15 protein-coding genes are annotated in these 17,618 nt (G+C 71.4%); 10 read left to right on the plus strand and 5 right to left on the minus strand.

The window, feature by feature from the left end; genetic code table 11:
* Positions 1-166 precede the first annotated feature (166 nt).
* Positions 167-1,021 (plus strand): DNA repair protein RecO, encoded by an 855-nt coding sequence (recO, locus tag AC1PLR_RS06040; RefSeq protein ID WP_481102983.1) that lies wholly within the window; start codon positions 167-169, stop codon positions 1,019-1,021.
* A 365-nt stretch (positions 1,022-1,386) separates the two neighbouring features.
* On the opposite strand, the gene AC1PLR_RS06045 is transcribed toward recO, so the two are convergent.
* The gene (locus AC1PLR_RS06045) at positions 1,387-2,097 is read right to left on the minus strand and encodes an Hpt domain-containing response regulator (RefSeq protein WP_481102984.1); all 711 of its coding nucleotides are present in this window, start codon (positions 2,095-2,097) and stop codon (positions 1,387-1,389) included.
* A 149-nt stretch (positions 2,098-2,246) separates the two neighbouring features.
* Here AC1PLR_RS06045 and rlmD point away from each other — a divergent pair, with 149 nt between their 5' ends.
* The 8 genes from rlmD to AC1PLR_RS06085 all read left to right on the plus strand — a co-directional run bounded on the left by rlmD (position 2,247) and on the right by AC1PLR_RS06085 (position 9,203).
* Positions 2,247-3,575 (plus strand): 23S rRNA (uracil(1939)-C(5))-methyltransferase RlmD, encoded by a 1,329-nt coding sequence (gene rlmD / locus AC1PLR_RS06050; RefSeq protein WP_481102985.1) that lies wholly within the window; start codon positions 2,247-2,249, stop codon positions 3,573-3,575.
* A gap of 88 nt (positions 3,576-3,663) precedes the next feature.
* The gene (locus tag AC1PLR_RS06055; RefSeq protein WP_481102986.1) at positions 3,664-4,170 is read left to right on the plus strand and encodes a CYTH domain-containing protein; all 507 of its coding nucleotides are present in this window, start codon (positions 3,664-3,666) and stop codon (positions 4,168-4,170) included.
* A gap of 149 nt (positions 4,171-4,319) precedes the next feature.
* Entirely contained in the window at positions 4,320-4,994 is a 675-nt protein-coding gene (locus AC1PLR_RS06060; protein ID WP_481102987.1) for a DsbA family oxidoreductase, read from the plus strand.
* A 165-nt stretch (positions 4,995-5,159) separates the two neighbouring features.
* Positions 5,160-6,167 (plus strand): beta-N-acetylhexosaminidase, encoded by a 1,008-nt coding sequence (gene nagZ / locus AC1PLR_RS06065; RefSeq protein ID WP_481102988.1) that lies wholly within the window; start codon positions 5,160-5,162, stop codon positions 6,165-6,167.
* Positions 6,167-6,721, plus strand: a complete 555-nt coding sequence (locus AC1PLR_RS06070; protein WP_481102989.1) for a hypoxanthine-guanine phosphoribosyltransferase — start codon at positions 6,167-6,169, stop codon at positions 6,719-6,721. The genes nagZ and AC1PLR_RS06070 overlap by 1 nt, the downstream gene beginning before the upstream one ends.
* A gap of 91 nt (positions 6,722-6,812) precedes the next feature.
* A complete protein-coding gene (locus tag AC1PLR_RS06075; protein ID WP_481102990.1) occupies positions 6,813-7,559 on the plus strand; it encodes an S-methyl-5'-thioinosine phosphorylase in 747 nt (248 codons plus the stop codon).
* An 88-nt stretch (positions 7,560-7,647) separates the two neighbouring features.
* On the plus strand, positions 7,648-7,854 hold the full coding sequence (gene cspE / locus AC1PLR_RS06080; RefSeq protein ID WP_003488188.1) for a transcription antiterminator/RNA stability regulator CspE: 207 nt from the start codon (positions 7,648-7,650) through the stop codon (positions 7,852-7,854).
* 98 nt (positions 7,855-7,952) lie between these two features.
* Positions 7,953-9,203 (plus strand): FAD-dependent oxidoreductase, encoded by a 1,251-nt coding sequence (locus AC1PLR_RS06085; protein ID WP_481102991.1) that lies wholly within the window; start codon positions 7,953-7,955, stop codon positions 9,201-9,203.
* Positions 9,204-9,590: 387 nt separating this feature from the next.
* Here AC1PLR_RS06085 and pdeM read toward each other — a convergent pair whose 3' ends face one another.
* The 4 genes from pdeM to AC1PLR_RS06105 are packed head-to-tail and all read right to left on the minus strand — an operon-like array spanning position 9,591 to position 15,367.
* Positions 9,591-10,241, minus strand: a complete 651-nt coding sequence (pdeM, locus tag AC1PLR_RS06090; RefSeq protein WP_481102992.1) for a ligase-associated DNA damage response endonuclease PdeM — start codon at positions 10,239-10,241, stop codon at positions 9,591-9,593.
* Positions 10,231-12,777 (minus strand): ligase-associated DNA damage response DEXH box helicase, encoded by a 2,547-nt coding sequence (locus AC1PLR_RS06095; RefSeq protein WP_481102993.1) that lies wholly within the window; start codon positions 12,775-12,777, stop codon positions 10,231-10,233. The genes pdeM and AC1PLR_RS06095 overlap by 11 nt, the downstream gene beginning before the upstream one ends.
* Complete coding sequence (locus AC1PLR_RS06100) at positions 12,774-14,366, minus strand: ATP-dependent DNA ligase (RefSeq protein WP_481102994.1); 1,593 nt, start codon at positions 14,364-14,366, stop codon at positions 12,774-12,776. Before AC1PLR_RS06100 ends, AC1PLR_RS06095 begins: the two co-directional genes overlap by 4 nt.
* On the minus strand, positions 14,363-15,367 hold the full coding sequence (locus AC1PLR_RS06105) for a ligase-associated DNA damage response exonuclease (protein WP_017910725.1): 1,005 nt from the start codon (positions 15,365-15,367) through the stop codon (positions 14,363-14,365). The genes AC1PLR_RS06100 and AC1PLR_RS06105 overlap by 4 nt, the downstream gene beginning before the upstream one ends.
* Before the next feature lie 96 nt (positions 15,368-15,463).
* Here AC1PLR_RS06105 and AC1PLR_RS06110 point away from each other — a divergent pair, with 96 nt between their 5' ends.
* Positions 15,464-17,119 (plus strand): acyl-CoA dehydrogenase family protein, encoded by a 1,656-nt coding sequence (locus tag AC1PLR_RS06110; protein ID WP_481103541.1) that lies wholly within the window; start codon positions 15,464-15,466, stop codon positions 17,117-17,119.
* The last annotated feature ends 499 nt before the right edge of the window (positions 17,120-17,618 follow it).

Consider the following 17,618-nt stretch of genomic DNA (forward strand, 5'->3'; position numbering starts at 1 on the left):
CGTAGGGGCGGCTTCCGCCACGTGCGCTCCTCCGGTAACGCCCGTCGCGGCTGAAGCCGCTTCTACACGACGCTGGCTCTTTCCGATCGTTGGACGATGATGCGGCCAGGGACGGCATGCTGTTCCATTCCCTATTCCCCACTCCCCATTCCCAGCCTCTGCAGCCTTGATCGAGCACGAACCCGGTTTCGTCCTGCACGCCCGGCCCTGGCGCGAGACCAGCCTGCTGGTGGAGGTGCTGAGCGTGCACCACGGCCGGCTCGGGGTGTTGGCGCGTGGCGTGCAGGGACCGAAGAAGCAGGCCTTGCGCGCGGCGCTGCAGCCGCTGCAGTCGATCCGCTTCAGCGCGCAGCGCCGCGGCGAACTGGCGCAATTGCGCGCGGCCGAGGCGCTGGATGCGGCGCCGCGGCTGAGCGGCGAGGCGATGCTGGCCGGCTTCTACATCAACGAACTGACCCTGCGCCTGGCCCCGCGCGACGACCCTGCGCCGGACCTGTACCTGGCCTATGCGCGGGTGCGCGCACGGCTGGCGGCCGAGGCGCCGCTGGCCTGGTCGCTGCGCTGCTTCGAGCGCGATCTGCTGGAGGCGCTGGGCGTGGGCTTCGACCTGCGCCACGACGGCGACGGTGAGCCGATCGACCCGGCCGCGCGCTACGTGCTCGACGCCGAACACGGACCGCGCCGGTTGTTGAGCGACCGCGGCCACGACCAGCGCAGCGGCATGGCCACCGGCCGCGCGCTGCTGGCCCTGGCCGACGACACCGAACCGGTCGCCGAGGATCTGCCCGGCCTGCGCCGCGGCATGCGCGTGGTGCTGCTGCATCACCTCGGCGGCCGCGGCCTGAAGTCGTGGGAAATGGTCGAGGACCTGGCACGGCAGCGCAGCGCCGCCACCGCGGCGCCGGAGACGGCAGCGCCCGCGGCGACGCCCGACCCGGACGCCGATCCGGATGCCACGTCCGACGCGATGGCGGAGTCCACGATGGAAGAGGCGAAGGTACCGCCGTCCACGGCGTCGTGATCGCGCAGGATCGGCGTCGCGAGCGCCGCGGCCAGACGGGCACCCAGGCGACCTGGGTTCCGCACACGTCAACCAAGTGCACGTTTCTCTGTAAGAGCGGCTTCAGCCGCGATGGCCGTTCCCGGTAACGCCTGTCGCGGCGGAGGCCGCGCCGACGGGAGATTGGAGATGCACCGGTCGCGCCATCACGCACCATCGCCCTCGCATGAAGCGATGACGGCAGGTGGGCGAGGGCAGCCGCGGCTTAGACCGCCCTGGCAACGTCCGGGAGCGCGCTGGACGCTATCGAAGCCGCGTCTCCCCCAGCCCAGGCGGACGCCGATCGGCATCCCCAATCCCGAATCCCGAATCCCCAATCCCGGCTTTCAGTGCAACAACGCCGCCACCGCCTCGCTGAACTGGTGGCGGGCCTGCGAGGAGGCCGGGTCGCCATGCAACTGGCGCACGGCGCGCGCCAGGCGCGCGGCGCCGACGAAGCCGCAGCTGGCCTGCAGCCGGTGCAGGTGGTTGCGCACGGCCTGGTCGTCGCTGAGTTGCAGGGCGGAGGCGACCGCGTCGCGGGTACCGGGCAGCTCGGCCAGGAACAGCTCGCGCAGCGCGATCAGATGCGTGCGCTCGCCGTTGAGCGCGGCCAGCGCGGTGGTCTCGTCCCAGTCCAGGGTCGGCTCGGCAGTCCCCGGCGTGCCGCCGGATTGGCCGCGCGCCAGCAGCCGGCGCACCGATTGCAGCAGCCGTTCGGTGCTGAGCGGCTTGAGCAGCACGTCGGCGAACCCGGCATCGAGCAACTGCGCGCGAACGGTGCCGCTGGCGTCTGCTGTGTGCGCCAGTCCGAGGGTGCCGGGGCGCTGCCGCTGCAACTGGCGCAGCAGGTCGCTGCCGCTGCCGTCGGGCAGGTTGGCGTCGATCAGCCACAGGTCGTGGGCCTGCGTCTGCGCGCGGTCGAGGGCGCTGGCGACGGAGTCGGCCAGGTCCACCTGCGCCGGCAGCGCCTGCAGGGTCGCGTCGAAGAAGGCGCGGCTGATCGGGTCGTCTTCGACGAGCAGCAGTCGCGTTACCGGGTCCTGGGTCGATGCCATGCTGAGCCTCCATGCGGCGTGGTCGCATCCCGCGCGGTGGCGCGCGTGCGTGCGCCACTTTGCCTCGCCGGCGCGGCAATCGCAAGCCGGTCCCGGCCCGGCCCATCTGCGACAATAGCCGCCCTTTTCCGCCCGCAGCCTGTTGCCACGTGGCCCGATCCAGAAACCGTCTCGACCGCACGCCCTTCCAGACCGACATCGCCGACCTCAGCCACGATGGCCGCGGCGTGGCCCGCCGCGAGGGCGACAAGGTCGCCTTCGTCGCCGGCGCGCTGCCTGGCGAGACCGTCCTGGCCGAACCGACCGCGCGCAACCGCCACTTCGACGAGGCGCGCACCGTGCAGGTGCTGCAGGCCTCGCCGCAGCGGGTAACGCCGCGCTGCCCGCATTTCGGGGTCTGCGCCGGCTGCGTGCTGCAGCACCTGGCCGAGGACCAGCAGATCGTCGCCAAGCAGCGGGTGCTGACCGAGAACCTGGAGCGCATCGGCCACGTGACCCCGCAGGCGGTGCTGCCGGCGCTGACCGGCGCGCCCTGGGGCTACCGGCGCAAGGGCCGTTTCTCGGTGCGGCGGGTGGAGAAGAAGGACAAGACCCTGGTCGGCTTCCGCGAGCAGGATCCGCGCTTCGTCGCCGACCTGTCGGTCTGCCATACGGTGATCCCGCAGATCGGCTTCAAGGTGAGCGCGCTGGCGGAGCTGGTCGAAAGCCTGGACGGCAAGCGCGACATCCCGCAGATCGAGTTCATCGCCGGCGACGCCGCGGTGGCGCTGACCTTCCGGCACATGCAGCCGCTGAGCGCGCGCGACCAGGACGCGCTGATCGCCTTCGCGCAGCAGCACGATTTCGCCATCTTCCTGCAGCCCGGTGGCGTGGACAGCGTGCACCCGCTGTATCCGCAGGAGGTGCCGCTGTCGTTCCGGCTACCGCAGTGGGACGTGGAACTGGCGTTCCGGCCGCTGGACTTCATCCAGGTCAATGCCGCGCTCAACGAGAAGATGATCGCGCACGCGCTGGCGCTGCTCGACGCGCAACCCGGCGACCGGGTGCTGGACCTGTTCTGCGGCCTGGGCAACTTCACCCTGCCGCTGGCGCGCACCGTGCGCGAGGTGGTCGGCGTGGAGGGCGACGCCGGGCTGGTGGCACGCGCGCGGGAGAATGCGCAGCGCAACGGCCTGGACAACGCCCAGTTCTTCGCCGCCGACCTGACCCAGGACCAGCGCCAGGCGCCGTGGATGCGCCAGGGCTTCGACAAGCTGCTGCTGGACCCGCCGCGTTCCGGCGCGCTGGAGGTGCTGCAGCAACTGCCGTTGAAGCAGTTCCAGCGCATCGTCTACGTCAGTTGCCATCCCGGCTCGCTGGCGCGCGACGCCGGCTACCTGGTCAACGAACAGGGCTTCGTGCTCAAGGCCGCCGGCGCGATGGACATGTTCCCGCATACCGCGCATGTGGAGAGCATTGCGGTGTTTGAAAAGCCGTGATTCGGGATTGGGGATTGGGGATTTGCAACGGCGCCTCCGCGCGCTGGCTTATGCTTTAACCAATACCGAATCCCCACTCCCCAATCCCATGCCCTTAGAAATCGAACGTAAATTCCTGGTGACCGGCGACGGCTGGCGCGCGGCGGCGCATGCGGTGATGCCGATGGCGCAGGGCTATCTCAACGACCAGGCGGCGTTAGCCAGTGGGGCGCAGAAGGCGTCGGTGCGGGTGCGGGTGCAGGGCGAGGCCGCGTTCCTCAACCTCAAGTCGCGCGAGCTCGGGCATACCCGCCAGGAGTTCGAGTATTCGATTCCGCTGGACGATGCGCGCGCGCTGCTGGCGCTGTGCGTGGGCGGGCTGATCGACAAGCGCCGGCATCTCGTGCAGCACCAGGGCCACCTCTGGGAAGTGGACGAGTTTCTCGGCGACAACGCCGGCCTGGTGGTCGCCGAGATCGAGCTGGACAGTGCCGACGAGGCATTCGCCAGGCCGGACTGGCTCGGCGCCGAAGTCACCGACGATCCGCGCTACTACAACGTGGCGCTGGCGAGCTGTCCATTCTGCGAGTGGCAGGGATTGGTGATTCGGGATTAGGGATTGGTAAAAGCGTAAAGCCAAACGCCTCACGCGGCCCGCTTTTGCGATTCCCCACTCCCCAATCCCGAATCCCGAATCCCCGCTTCTCGCGGCAATCGGGCTTATGCTTTTGCCAATCCCGAATCTCCAATCCCCAATCCCCGCTCATGCGCATCGATATCTGGTCCGACGTGGTCTGCCCCTGGTGCTGGATCGGCAAGCGCCGGTTGCAGCAAGGTCTTGCGTCGCTGGGCGCGGAGGCGCCGGCACTGGAGATCCACTGGCATCCCTATCAGCTGGATCCGGATGCCGGTACCGAGCCGGTGCCGTTGCGCGAGGCCTATGCGGCCAAGTTCGGTGGTGCGGCGCGCACCGAGCAGATCCTCGCGCAGACCCAGGCCACCGCGCGCGCCGAAGGCCTGCCGTTCGACTTCGGCCGCGGCCAGGTGCGGGTGACCACGCTGCCGGCGCACCGGCTGCTGTGGCTGGCCGCGCGCGAGGGCGACGTCGACGCGGTCGCCGAGGCGCTGTTCCACGCGCACTTCGCCGAGGGCCGCAACCTGGCCGAGGTGCAGACGCTGTGCGATGCCGGCGCCGCGGGCGGGCTGTCGGCGGCGCGGGTGCAGGCGCTGCTGGACGGCGACGAGGGTCTGGACGAGATCGAGGCGGAATTGCAGCAGGCGCAGGCCATGGGCATCCGCGCCGTGCCTACCTACGTGATCGACGGCCGCCAGGCGCTGCAGGGCGCGCAGCCGCCGGAGGTGTTCGCCGCCACCGTGCGCGGCCTGCTCGCTGACGCCCAGGCGGGCGACGATTGCGGCCCGGACGGCTGCGCGGTCTAGAACGTCGCACGCTGTACGTTGGGCTCCCCGCCGCGCCTCAACTCGGACGCGTTCATTACCGTGACGTGTCAGCTGACAGGCGGCCGACCTGCCGCCGACGCCGGCATCTGCGACAATGCCGGCCCACAGGCGCCTGAACCGCGCCGGCAGGAGGAACCCCCCCGCATGCTCGCGATCGGCGTTGCCGGTACCGAACTCACCGCGCAGGAGCGCGACTGGCTGCAGCACGATGCGGTGGCCGGCGTGGTCCTGTTCAAACGCAATTTCGCCTCGCGGGCGCAGGTAAGCGAGCTGAGCGCGGCGATCCGCGCCGCGACGCCGCGGCCGCTGCTGATCTGCGTGGACCAGGAAGGCGGCCGCGTGCAGCGCTTCCGCGAGGGCTACAGCGCGCTGCCGCCGTTGCAGGGCTTCGGCGCGCTGTACGCGCGCGACCCGGCCGCGGCGCTGGAGATGGCCGAGCAGCACGCCTGGTTGATGGCCAGCGAAGTGCGCGCCAGTGGCGTCGACCTGAGCTTCGCCCCGGTGCTGGACCTGGCCCGCGGCAACCGCGCCATCGGCGACCGCGCCTTCAGCGACGACCCGCAGGTGGTCGCGGCGTTCGCCGCGGCCTATGTGCGCGGCATGCACAGCGTCGGCATGGGCGCCACCCTCAAGCATTTCCCCGGCCACGGCACCGTGCTCGAGGACACCCACGTCGACAACGCCGAGGACCCGCGCCCGCTGGAGACCCTGCGCCAGGAAGACCTGGTGCCGTTCGCCGCCGGCATCGCCGCCGGTGCCGACGCGGTGATGATGGCGCACGTTGTCTATCCGCAGGTGGCGCCGGAACCGGCCGGCTACTCGCCGCGCTGGATCCAGCAGATCCTGCGCCAGGAACTGGGCTTCCGCGGCGTGGTGTTCTCCGACGACATCGGCATGGCCGCTTCGTTCGCCGCCGGCGGCGTCGCCGCGCGGGTCACCGCGCACCTGGATGCCGGCTGCGACGTGGTGCTGGTCTGCCACCCGGAACTGGTCGAAGACTCGCTGCAGGCCGTGCGCGACCGCCCGCTCAACACCGCTGCGCTGCTCGGCCTGATCGGCCGCGGCGGCCTCGGCTGGGACGGCCTGCTGGCCGACGCCCGCTACGGCCACGCCCAATCCCATCTCCTCTCCACCTTCGGAAAAACCGCCTGATGTCCACTCTCACCATCGCCCAGGCCCTGGCCCAGGCCGACCTGCTGGTCGATCGCCCGCGCATCGACCAGGCCATCGCCCAGATGGCCGACGCCATCGCCGCCGACTACCGCGGCGAAACCCCGGTCTACCTGACCATCATGCACGGCGCGCTGCCGTTCGCCGGCCAGCTGGCGCTGGAACTGGGCAGCCGCGGCCAGGACCTGCAACTGGACTACCTGCACGCCACCCGCTACCGCGGCGAGACCGTCGGCGGCGAGCTGGTGTGGAAGCACCGCCCGGCCACCGCGCTGTACGGCCGCCGCGTGCTGCTGCTCGACGACATCCTCGACGAAGGCCTGACCCTGAAGGCGGTGCGCGAGTGGTGCCTGGAGCAGGGCGCCACCGACGTGCGCATCGCCGCGCTGACGGTCAAGCGCCACGACCGCTGCGTGCCGGGGGTGAGCGCCGACTACATCGGCGTCGAGGTGCCCGACCGCTACGTGTTCGGCTTCGGCATGGACGTCAACGAGGCCCTGCGCAACCTGCCGGCGATCTACGCGAAGAAGGAGTAAGCGGGCAGGCGAGCCTCGCCTCCGCCGCCGTCGTTTGCCGCTGCCGGCGCGCGTCGCCGGCGCAGGCGTTCCCTTCCGTTCGAGGATCCGCATGGACAACATCGCACTGGCCGTCATCGGCGGCACCGGCGTCTACAAGCTCGCACAGCTCGACGACGTGCAGACCCACGAGGTCGAAACGCGCTACGGCGCGCCCTCCGGCCCGGTGCGGGTCGGCACGCTGCTCGGCCATCGTGTCGCCTTCCTGGCCCGCCACGGCGAAGGCCACTCGCTGCCGCCGCACAAGATCAACTACCGCGCCAACCTTGCTGCATTGCAGCAGATCGGCGCTGCGCGGGTGCTGGCGCTGAACACCGTCGGCGGCATCACCGAGCGCTTCGGCCCGCGCGTGCTGGCCTGTCCGGATCAGCTCATCGACTACACCTGGGGGCGCATCTCCACCCTGTGCGAGGAGCCGGGCAGCGAGGTGCTGCACGTGGATTTCGGCCATCCGTATTCGCCGCTGCTGCGCAGCAAGATCCTGGCCGCCGCGCGCGTCACCGGCACCGCTCTGGTCGATGGCGGTTGCTATGCCGCCACCCAGGGCCCGCGCCTGGAAACCATTGCCGAGATCGCGCGGCTGCGCCGCGACGGCTGCGACCTGGTCGGCATGACCGGCATGCCCGAGGCCGGGCTGGCGCGCGAGCTGGGCCTGGAATACGCCTGCCTGGCGATCGTGGCGAACTGGGCGGCCGGCTGCGGCGACGCCGAGGAGATCACCCTGGCCGAGGTGCTGGCCAACGTCGAGGCGGCCTCGGTCGGCCTGCCGGAGCTGGTGGGGGAACTGGCGCGCGGGTGATTGTCTTCGCTGCGCAAGCTTTGCATACTCCGCCGGTGCGGCTGCCGCACAACCACCACCCATTCACTGCAAAAGGTCTCGCATCACCATGCCGAACGGTACCGTCAAGTGGTTCAACGACGCCAAGGGATTTGGTTTTATTTCTCCGGAAGACGGTAGCGCCGATGTGTTCGCGCACTTCTCCGCGATCAACTCCAAGGGCTTCCGCAGCCTGCAGGAAGGACAGCGTGTCAGCTACGACGTGACCCAGGGTCCGAAGGGCGCGCAAGCCTCGAATATCACGCCGGTCGAGTAAGCGCTCGCGTTGACTCGGTTGTGCCTTGAACCCCGCTTCGGCGGGGTTTTTTGTGGGAGACGTCGCCGCCGTGGCGGCGTTCGCAGACAGTGGATGCAATGAAGCAAGGACTGCAGATCGGGATCGTCGGTTACGGCACCGCGGGCCAGGCGCTGGCGCTGCTGCTGGCGCGCGACGGGCACCGCGTGCAGGTGTTCGAGCGCGCCGCCGAGCCGGGGCCGGTCGGTGCCGGCTTCCTGCTGCAGCCGACAGGCCTGCAGGTGCTGTGGCGGATCGGCCTGCTCGAGCAGGCGCTGGCCTACGGCGCGCCGGTGCACCGCCTGTACGGCGAGACGCCGTGCGGACGCGCGGTGATGGACATGCGCTATCGCGACCTGGACGCGCGCCTGTTCGGGCTGGGCATGCAGCGCGGCGCCTTGTTCGCCCTGCTGGCCCAGGCCTGGGACGGCTACGCCACCTTGCAGCGCGATACGCGCATCGTCGCCATCGACGACACGCTGCGCCGGGTGCAGGACCAGCACAGCCGCTGGCACGGGCCATTCGACCTGGTGATCGCCTGCGATGGCTCGGCCTCGACGCTGCGCGCGCAGGTGCAGGCGACGCGGCTGGACCGGGTGTATCCGTGGGGCGCGTTGTGGTGCCTGCTGCCGCGCGGCGACTGGGCCTTCGCCGACGAACTGCGTCAGCGCTACGTGGCCGCGCGCAAGATGATCGGCCTGCTGCCGGTGGGCACGCGCCCGGGCGATGCCGAGCCGCGGGTGAGTTTCTTCTGGAGCCTGCCGACCGCCGACTTCGAGGCCTGGCAGGCGCGCGGCATGCAGCCGTGGCTGGAGGAGATCGCGCAGCTGTGGCCGCAGGCGCGCGAACGCCTGGCGCAGATCGACGCACCCGCGCAACTGGCGCGGGCCAGCTACCGCGATGCGGTGCAGCGGCACTGGTACCGCGGCCGCCTGGTCCTGGCCGGCGATGCCGCACATGCGATGAGTCCGCAGCTGGGGCAGGGCGTCAACATGGCGCTGATGGACGCCTGGGCGCTGAGCGAGAGCCTGCGCACCGCGCCGGACATCGACGCGGCACTGGCGCGCTACCAGGCGCAGCGCCAGGCGCACGTGGCGGTTTACCAGTTCTGGAGTCGCTGGTTGACCCCGCTGTTCCAGTCCGAGCGCGACCTGGTGGCGCGGCTGCGCGACGTGGGGATGCTGCCGGCCGGGCGCATGCCGGGTGGCCGTGGACACATGCTGCGCGTGCTCAGCGGCACCCAGCACGGCTGGTTCGGCAAGCTGCCGCTGGCGCCGGAGTTTTTCGCGGCGTTGCAGGAGGCGATGGCGCGGCGCGTGGCGCTGCCGTAGGCGGCGAGATCGCGGACGCGGTTGGACGCACGCTGCGGCGATTCGTTGCTTGGTTGCGCGTGCAGAGCGCAACGCAGCGAGCGCGGTCCGACGGCGATGGTGCCGTTGTGTCGTAGGAGCGGCTTCAGCCGCGACCGGGCTTTCCCGGGAACGCCCGGTCGCGGCTGAAGCCGCTCCTACGACAGATGGCAGGGCATCCGTGGTTCCGCGGTTGTTCCGTGTTTGCACTTGCAACACCGTCGCGCCGCGATTCGCCAATCTTGTGTGGGAGGGGCTTTAGCCCCGACACCCTTCAGTTGGTCGCGTCGGGACTGAAGTCCCTCCCACAGCACGGCAGCGCACCGGCCACGTCGGTTGCAGTCACGACCAGGTGCCACCGCGCCCGATCTACGCCGTCGCCACTGGAAGAGCGAAGGCCGCGCCCTCGACGCAGGCGACCAGGCGCTCGCCCGGCGCCAGGACCGGGGTGACGCCGGCGGTGAAGTGCGAGAACGCCGGCAGCACGGTCATGCCATCGCGCAGCCAGAACGCCGGCCAGCGCGGGCGAAGGCCCGGCAGTTTGGCCAGCGGATGCAAGTGTCCGCACAGCACATGGCGCTGCGCATCCACCACCGGATCGTGGCGCAGCACGAACGGACCGTCCTCCACCTGTGTGCCGAGCAGGGCGATGTCGAGCCCGGCGCCGGCCAGAGCGCGGTCGTGGTTGCCGGCGATCGCCGCCACGCACAGCTGCGGATGCTGCGCGCGCCACGCATGCCATTGGCGTTGCCAGTCGGCATCGGGCGCGGCGCCGTGCAGCACGTCGCCGAGGATCCACAGTTCCGCCGCATCCTGTGCCTGCAGCAGGGCCGACAGCCGCGCCAGGTCGAGCGCGGTGCCGCCGCGCGGCAGGCCGATGCCGGCGCGGCGGAAGACGTCGGCCTTGCCCAGGTGCAGGTCGGCGATCAGCAGCCGCCGCCGCGCCGGCCAGTACAGCGCGCGGTCGCCGAGCAGGCGCATCGGTTCCCCGGCCAGCAGCCAGTCCAGTTCAGCGCGCATGACGTTGCTCCAGTTGCGCCGCCGCGCGCATCACCCGCGCCTTCCAGTCCTCGGTGCTGAGCTGGCCGCGGATGCTCTCGGCCCACAGCGGGAACGCCAGCGGGGTGAGGCTGCGCGGGCTGTGCAGCGCCAGTTCGCGCGCGGCGCAGTCGTCCAGGGTAGCGGCGAGCCGGGTCAGCTCCATCTGGCCCTGCAACACCTCGCGCTCGGCCTGCGCCAATAGCAGGTGCTCGGGATCGAAGCGGCTCAGCACGTCGTATAGCAGGCCGCTGGAAGCCTGCAACTGACGCAGGCTGCGCGGCAGGCGGCCGGGCAGGCTGGGCGGTAGCAGGCCGGCGACACGGGCGATCTCCCGGAACTGGCGGCGCGCCAGTTCGCCGAGGTTGAGGCTCTCGCGCAGATCCTCGAACAACTGCGCCGGACTCAGCAGTTCGCGCAGCAGCGCCGCATCGATCGGCACGTCCTCCGCCGGCGACAGCACCAAGCCATAGTCGTTGGCGGCGAAGCTGAAGGTATTGCGCTGCCGCCGGCCCCAGCGCAGCGCCAGCAGCGCGGCCAGGCCTTCGTGCACCTGGCGGCCGGCGAACGGATACACGAACAGGTGCTGGCCGTCGCGGGCACGCACGCGCTCAGCCAGCAATCGCTGCGGTGCGGGCAGAGCCGACAGCGCGCGCTGCAGGCCGAGCAGCGGCGCCAGCGCGCGCAGTTCGGCCTCGCCGCGCGGATCGGCGAACACCGCTTCCACCTCGCGGCCCAGTTCCGAAGACAGCGGCATGCGCCCGCCCATCCATTTCGGCACGCTGCCGTCGCCGCCCTTGGCCAGCCGCACGTAGGCGGTCATGTCTTCCAGCCGCACCAGTTCCAGCAGGCGCCCGGCGAACTGGAAGCGGTCGCCGCGGCGCAGGCGGCCGACGAACTGCTCCTCCACCGCGCCGAGCCGGCCGCCGCGCAGGAAGCGCACCGCGACGCTGCCGTCGCTGGTGATGGTGCCGATCGACAGGCGATGGCGCAGGGCGATGCGGCGGTCGTGCACGCGGTACAGGCCGTCCGCGTCCAGCACCACCTTGCGGTAGTCGGGGTACTGCGCCAGCGCGCGTCCGCCCTGCACGACGAACTCCAGCACCGCCTGCCAGGTCGGCGCATCCAGCGCGGCGAAGGCGGCGGTGCCGCGCACTTCGGCGTACAGCGCGTCGGCGTCGAAGCCGCCGCCCAGCGCGCAGGTGATGCAGTGCTGCGCCAGCACGTCCAGCGACAGCCGCGGCGAGGGCCGCGATTCGATGCGGCCATGGGCGATGGCGCGGCGCGCCGCGGCGTATTCGACCAGTTCCAGCGCGTGCGAGGGCACGCACAGCACGTGGCCGGCCTCGCCGGGGCGATGCTTGGCGCGGCCGGCGCGCTGCAACAGCCGCGCCACGCCCTTGGGGCTGCCGACCTGCAGCACCTGGTCGACCGCGGGGAAGTCCACACCCAGGTCCAGGCTCGAGGTCGCCACCACGCAGCGCAGGCTGCCGTCGCGCAGCCCCTGCTCGGCGGCGCTGCGCAGCGCCGGATCCAGCGAACCGTGGTGCAGCGCCAGCGTGTGCGCCTCTTCCGGCCACACCGAGGTCAGCGCCTGGTGCCACAGCTCGGCCTGCGCGCGGGTGTTGGTGAACAACAGGCTGGTGCGCACCGCGAAAAGCTTCTCAAGCACCCGCGGCAGCTGCGCCAGGCCCAGGTGGCCGGCCCAGGGAAAGCGTTCGCCGACCGCCGGCGCCAGCGTCTCCAGGGTCAGCGTGCGCGGCTTGACCCCGGCCACGATCGGCGCCTGCGGCAGGTGCGGCAGCAGCACGTCGCGCGCCTCGTCGAGGTTGCCGAGCGTGGCCGACAGGCCCCAGGTGCGCAGCGCCGGCGCCCAGCCGCGCAGCCGCGCCAGGCACAGCTGCAGCAGCACGCCGCGCTTGTTGCCGAGCAGTTCGTGCCACTCGTCGACGATCACGCAGCGCAGCGTGGCCAGTTGCGGTGCGGTATCGGGATAGGACAGCAGCAGCGCCAGCGATTCGGGCGTGGTCACCAGCACGTCGAGCTTGCCGCTGCGTGCCAGCCGCTTGTCGCGCGCACTGGCATCGCCGGTGCGCAGGCCGATCTGCCAGTCCAGGCCCAGCGCCTGCGCCGGTTCGCGCAACGCGCGCACGGTGTCGGCGGCGAGCGCGCGCAACGGCGTGATCCACAGCACCTTGAGGTCGCGCTGCGCCTGCCGGCGCGTGCGCGGCGGCGAGGCGGTCTTGGCAGTCGCGCTGGCGCCGTCGCCGCGGGCGGGCTTGTGTCTGGCGGCGGCCGCCTGCGCCGCGGCCTGCGCACGCAGGCCCTCCAACAACGGGCCGCCGAATGCGGCCAAGGTCTTGCCGCTGCCGGTGGGCGTGTGCAGCAGCCCCGAGCCGCCGTCCAGGTAATGTCCCCACAACGCGCGTTGGAACGGCAGTGGTTGCCAGCCCTGCTGCGCGAACCAGGCGTACAGCGGCGCATCGGCCGGGCGCCGCCGCGCCGCCGCTGCGCTCATCGCGCCAACGCCTGCAGCGTGCTCAAGCGGTCGGCCTCGGCGAACGGCTTGTCGTGGCGCCAGCGCAGGATGCGCGGGAAGCGCACGGCGATGCCGGACTTGTGCCGGCTGCTGCGATTCACCGCCTCGAAGCCGAGCTCGAACACGTGATACGGCGTCACCGCGCGCACCGGGCCGAAGCGCTCGGTGGTGTGCGCACGGATCCAGCGGTCCAGCGCCAGGATCTCGCTGTCGTCCAGGCCGGAGTACGCCTTGGCCACCGGCACCAGTTGCTCGCCGTCCCACAGGCCGAAGGTGTAGTCGGTGTATAGCGTGCTGCGCCGGCCATGGCCGGCCTGCGCATACAGCAGCACCGCGTCGATGGTCAGCGGCGCCACCTTCCATTTCCACCAGTCGCCGCGACGGCGGCCGGACTGGTAGGGCGACGTCGCACGCTTGAGCATCAGGCCTTCCACGCCGCGCACGCGCGCATCCTCGCGCAGCGTTGCCGCCTGCTCCCACGTCGTCGCCTGCACCTGTGGCGACAGCGTCAGGCGCGGGTCGGCGTGCGCTTCCAGCAAGGCCTGCAGTTGCGCGCGACGCTGCTGCAGCGGCTGCTCGCGCAGGTCGTGGCCGTCCAGTTCCAGAAGATCGTAGGCGAGCACGCGCGCCGGCGTGTCGGCCAGGGTCTTGGCGCCGGGCTTGCGGCGCTGGATGCGGGTCTGCAGCGCGGTGAACGGCAGCGGCGCGTCCTCGCCCGCGCGCCACGCCAGCAATTCGCCGTCGATTACCGCATCGCGTGGCAGCGTCGCCGCGGCGGCTTCGATTTCCGGGAAGCGCCCGTCCAGGCGTTCCTCGCCACGCGACCACAGCGCTACCTCGCCGTCGCGGCGGATCAGTTGCAGGCGGATGCCGTCCCATTTCCACTCCAGCAGCCAGTCGTCGAGGGCGCCGAGCGTGGCGACTTCGGCTTCCAGCGGCGAGGCGAGGAAGAACGGGTAGGGCTGCTGGCGGTCGCTGGCCAGCACCTCGTCGGACAGCAGTTGCTCCAGCGCCTGCGGCGTCGGCGACCAGGCGCCGAGCATGCGCTGGGCGATGCGTGCGATGTCGATTCCGGACATCGCTGCCAGCGCCTGCTGCACCAGCCGCTGCGACACGCCCACGCGCAGCGCGCCGGTCAGCAGCTTGTTGAACAGCAGGCGCTCGTCGAAGGCCAGGCTGCGCCAGCCCGCCACCACCGCGGCGCGGCGCGCGGCGTCGTCCTGCGCAGCCACCGGCAACAGGCGCTCCTCGATCCAGTCGCGCAGCGGTGCCGGGTCCGGGGTTTCCGCCGGATCGTCGAGCAGCAGGGTCAGGGTTTCCGCCAGATCGCCGACGTGGTCGTAGCTGTCGTCCACCAGCCAGCCGGGCAGGCCGCTTTCCTGTGCGATCCACTCGCGCAGTTCGCGGGTGTTGGCGATACGCCGCAGTTTGCCGCCGCTGAGCAGCCAGATCGCCCAGGCCGCGTCGGCGGGTGGCGCCTGCTCGAAATACGCCACCAGCGCGGCGCGCTTGTCCAGCGTCGCGGTGCTCTGGTCCAGTTGCCGGTACAGCGCGGCGAAGCGTTTCATTCCTCGCCACCGTAGTCGGTGCGGAACGCCTCGGCGGCGACGCCGCGTTCGTTGAGCGCGCGGATGATCGCGTCGGTGTTGCCGTGGGTCGCAATCACGCGCCGCGCGCCGGTCTCGTCGATGGTGCGCAGCAGGTCGGGCCAGTCGGCATGGTCGGAGACCACGAAGCCGCGGTCGTAGTTGCGCCGGCGGCGGTTGCCGCGCAATCGCATCCAGCCCGAGGCGAAGCCAAGCTGCGCATGGCGGAAGCGGCGCAGCCACGGACTGCCGGCGGCCGACGGCGGCGCCAGCACCAGCTGCCCGGCGTAGTCGGCGCGCTTGTCCAGTTCGGACACGGTGCGCGTGTCCAGCATCGCCACGCCGGCCTCGCGGTACACGGCCACGCCGGCCGCCACCGCGCCGTGCAGCAGCGCCGGCTGGTCGTCCCAGGGCTGCAGTTCGGCGAGCACGCGCTGCGCCTTGCCTAGCGCATAACAGAACAGCACCGCGGCTTCGCCGCGCGCGCCGCACTCGCGGCGCCAGGCGACGATCTCGCGCGCCACCTCGCTGGTGTCCGGCCAGCGGTACACCGGCAGGGCGAAGGTGGCCTCGGTGATGAAGGTGTCGCAGCGCACCACCTCGAACGGCGCGCAGGTCGGATCGGGCTGGCGCTTGTAGTCGCCCGAGGCGACCCAGACCTCGCCATCCACTTCGATGCGTACCTGCGCCGAGCCGAGCACGTGCCCGGCCGGATGCAGCGACACTTGCGCGCGGCCGAGCGTGAAGCGGGTGCCGTAGTCGTAGGCGCGATAGGCCTGCTCGCCCAGGCGCCAGCGCAGGATCGGCAGGCCGGCGGCGGCGCAGTGGTATTCGCCCATGCCCGAGCGCGCGTGGTCGCCGTGGCCGTGGGTGATGACCGCGCGCGGCACCGGCCGCCAGGGATCGATATGGAAGTCGCCGGCGGGGCAGTACAGCCCTTCCGGGCGCAGCACCACCAGGTCCTGGGAAGCGGCATTCGGCATGGGCGCCACTGTGTCCAAGCCGGTGTGCAGGAGATGAGAATCCGCCACGCGCGTTCGCGGCCGCGCGACGGATCGGCCACAATGCGTGCAGCGCTTCTGGGAGGGAGATGCATGCACACGGACCTGCCGGCGTTCGCCACGCATACGGTCGACAACCAGCCGCCACCGTTCGAACCGCGCGATCTGTGGGCCGACGACGCGGTGCTGCGCGAGGCCATCGCACGCGAGGGCGCCGACGGCTTCGCCGCGACGCTGGCGCACTACGGCGCGCTGGCCGGCGATGCGCTGTATCGGCTCGGCTTCGACGCCAACCGCGACCGTCCGCGGCTGCGCACGCACGACCGCTACGGCCACCGCATCGACACGGTCGAGTTCCACCCGGCCTATCACCAGTTGCTGGAAGCGGCCAAGCGGCATGGCGTGGCCGGGCTGTCCTGGCAGGCCCCGCAACCGGGCGCGCATGTGGCGCGCGCGGCGCTGAGCTACCTGCACCACCAGGCCGAGGCCGGCACCAGTTGCCCGCTGACCATGACCCACGCCGCGGTGGCAGTGCTGCGCCAGGACCCGGCCTTGCGCGAGTGGGCCGACAAGGCCGCCGCGCCGCACTACGACCCGCGCGATGTGCCGATCGCCGACAAGGCCGGCATCACCCTGGGCATGGGCATGACCGAGAAGCAGGGCGGCTCGGACGTGCGCCGCAACGCCACCGTCGCCACGCCGCTGGACGGTGCCGGCGCGTACAGCCTGGTCGGGCACAAGTGGTTCTTCTCCGCGCCGATGTCCGACGGCTTCCTGGTGCTGGCGCAGGCGCCGGGCGGCCTGACCTGCTTCCTGCTGCCGCGGCGCCTGCCCGATGGCCAGCTCAACGCGCTGCGGCTGATGCGGCTGAAGGACAAGCTGGGCGACTGGTCCAACGCGTCCAGCGAAGTCGAGTTCGCCGGGGCCTGGGCGCAGCGGGTCGGCGAGGAAGGGCGCGGGGTGGCGCGGATCATCGGCATGGTGATGCTGACCCGGCTCGACTGCATGCTCGCCGCCGCCGCGCAGATGCGCATGGCGCTGGCGCAGGCGCTGCACCACGCGCGGCATCGCGTCGCATTCGGCAAACGCCTGGCCGAGCAGCCGCTGATGCGCAACCTGCTCGCCGATCTGGCCCTGGAATCGGAAGCCGCCACCGCGTTCGCGCTGCGCGTGGCGCGCGCGGTGGACGCGGCCGACACCGACGCGTCGGAGGCGGCGTTCGCGCGCATCGCCACCGCATTGGGCAAGTACTGGCTGTGCAGGCGCGCGCCGGCTTTCGTCAACGAGGCGCAGGAATGCCTGGGCGGCGCCGGCTACGTCGAGGAGTCGATCCTGCCGCGGCTGTACCGGCAGGCGCCGCTGAATTCCATCTGGGAGGGCAGCGGCAACATCCAGTGCCTGGACGTGTTGCGTGCGCTGGCGCGCGAACCGTCCACCGGCGCCGCGGTGCTGGCGGAACTGCAGACGGCGGCCGGCAGCGACCCAGCGTACGACGCGGCGCTGGACGCACTGCGCGCGCTGCTGGCCGGCCACACCGAGGTGGACGAGTACGGCGCACGGCGCCTGGCCGAACGCATCGCACTGGCCTTGCAGGCCGCACTCCTGCTGCGCAGCGCCAGCCCGGCTGCTGGCGCGTTCGTGCGCAGCCGCCTGGCCGACGCGCATGGCCTGGCGTTCGGCACGCTGGAGCCGGGTGTGCCGGTCGAGGAACTGCTGGTGCGCGCGTTGCCGTAGGCCTGCGCCATGGCGACCCACCGCGCCGTCGCCAAGTGGGAAATGAGTGGGCCGCCACTTCCTTCTCCCTTCTCCCATCGGGAGAAGGTGCCCCGAAGGGGCGGATGAGGGTGCGGCCGCCAATGTAGCCAGGCAGCAAGTGCAGCGATCACCGGCGTCGCGCGACCGTACCCTCACCCCAACCCCTCTCCCGGTGGGAGAGGGGCTCAGCTTCTGCGATGCCATGGATGCGCTATGGAGGCCAGCGCGCCCTCCGCATGTGGAAAAGTCAGCCGGCACTTCCTTCTCCCATCGGGAGAAGGTGCCCCGAAGGGGCGGATGAGGGTACGGCTGCCAGCGTAACCAGGCGGCAAGTGCAGCGATCAGCGGCGTCGCGCGACCGTACCCTCACCCCAACCCCTCTCCCGAGGGGAGAGGGGCTCAGCTTCTGCGATGCCTTGGGCTGCGCTATGGAGACCAGCGCCCTCGACATGTGGAAAAGCTAGCCGGCGTTTCCTTC

It is taken from the genome of Xanthomonas sp. NCPPB 3570 (genome assembly GCF_056725115.1).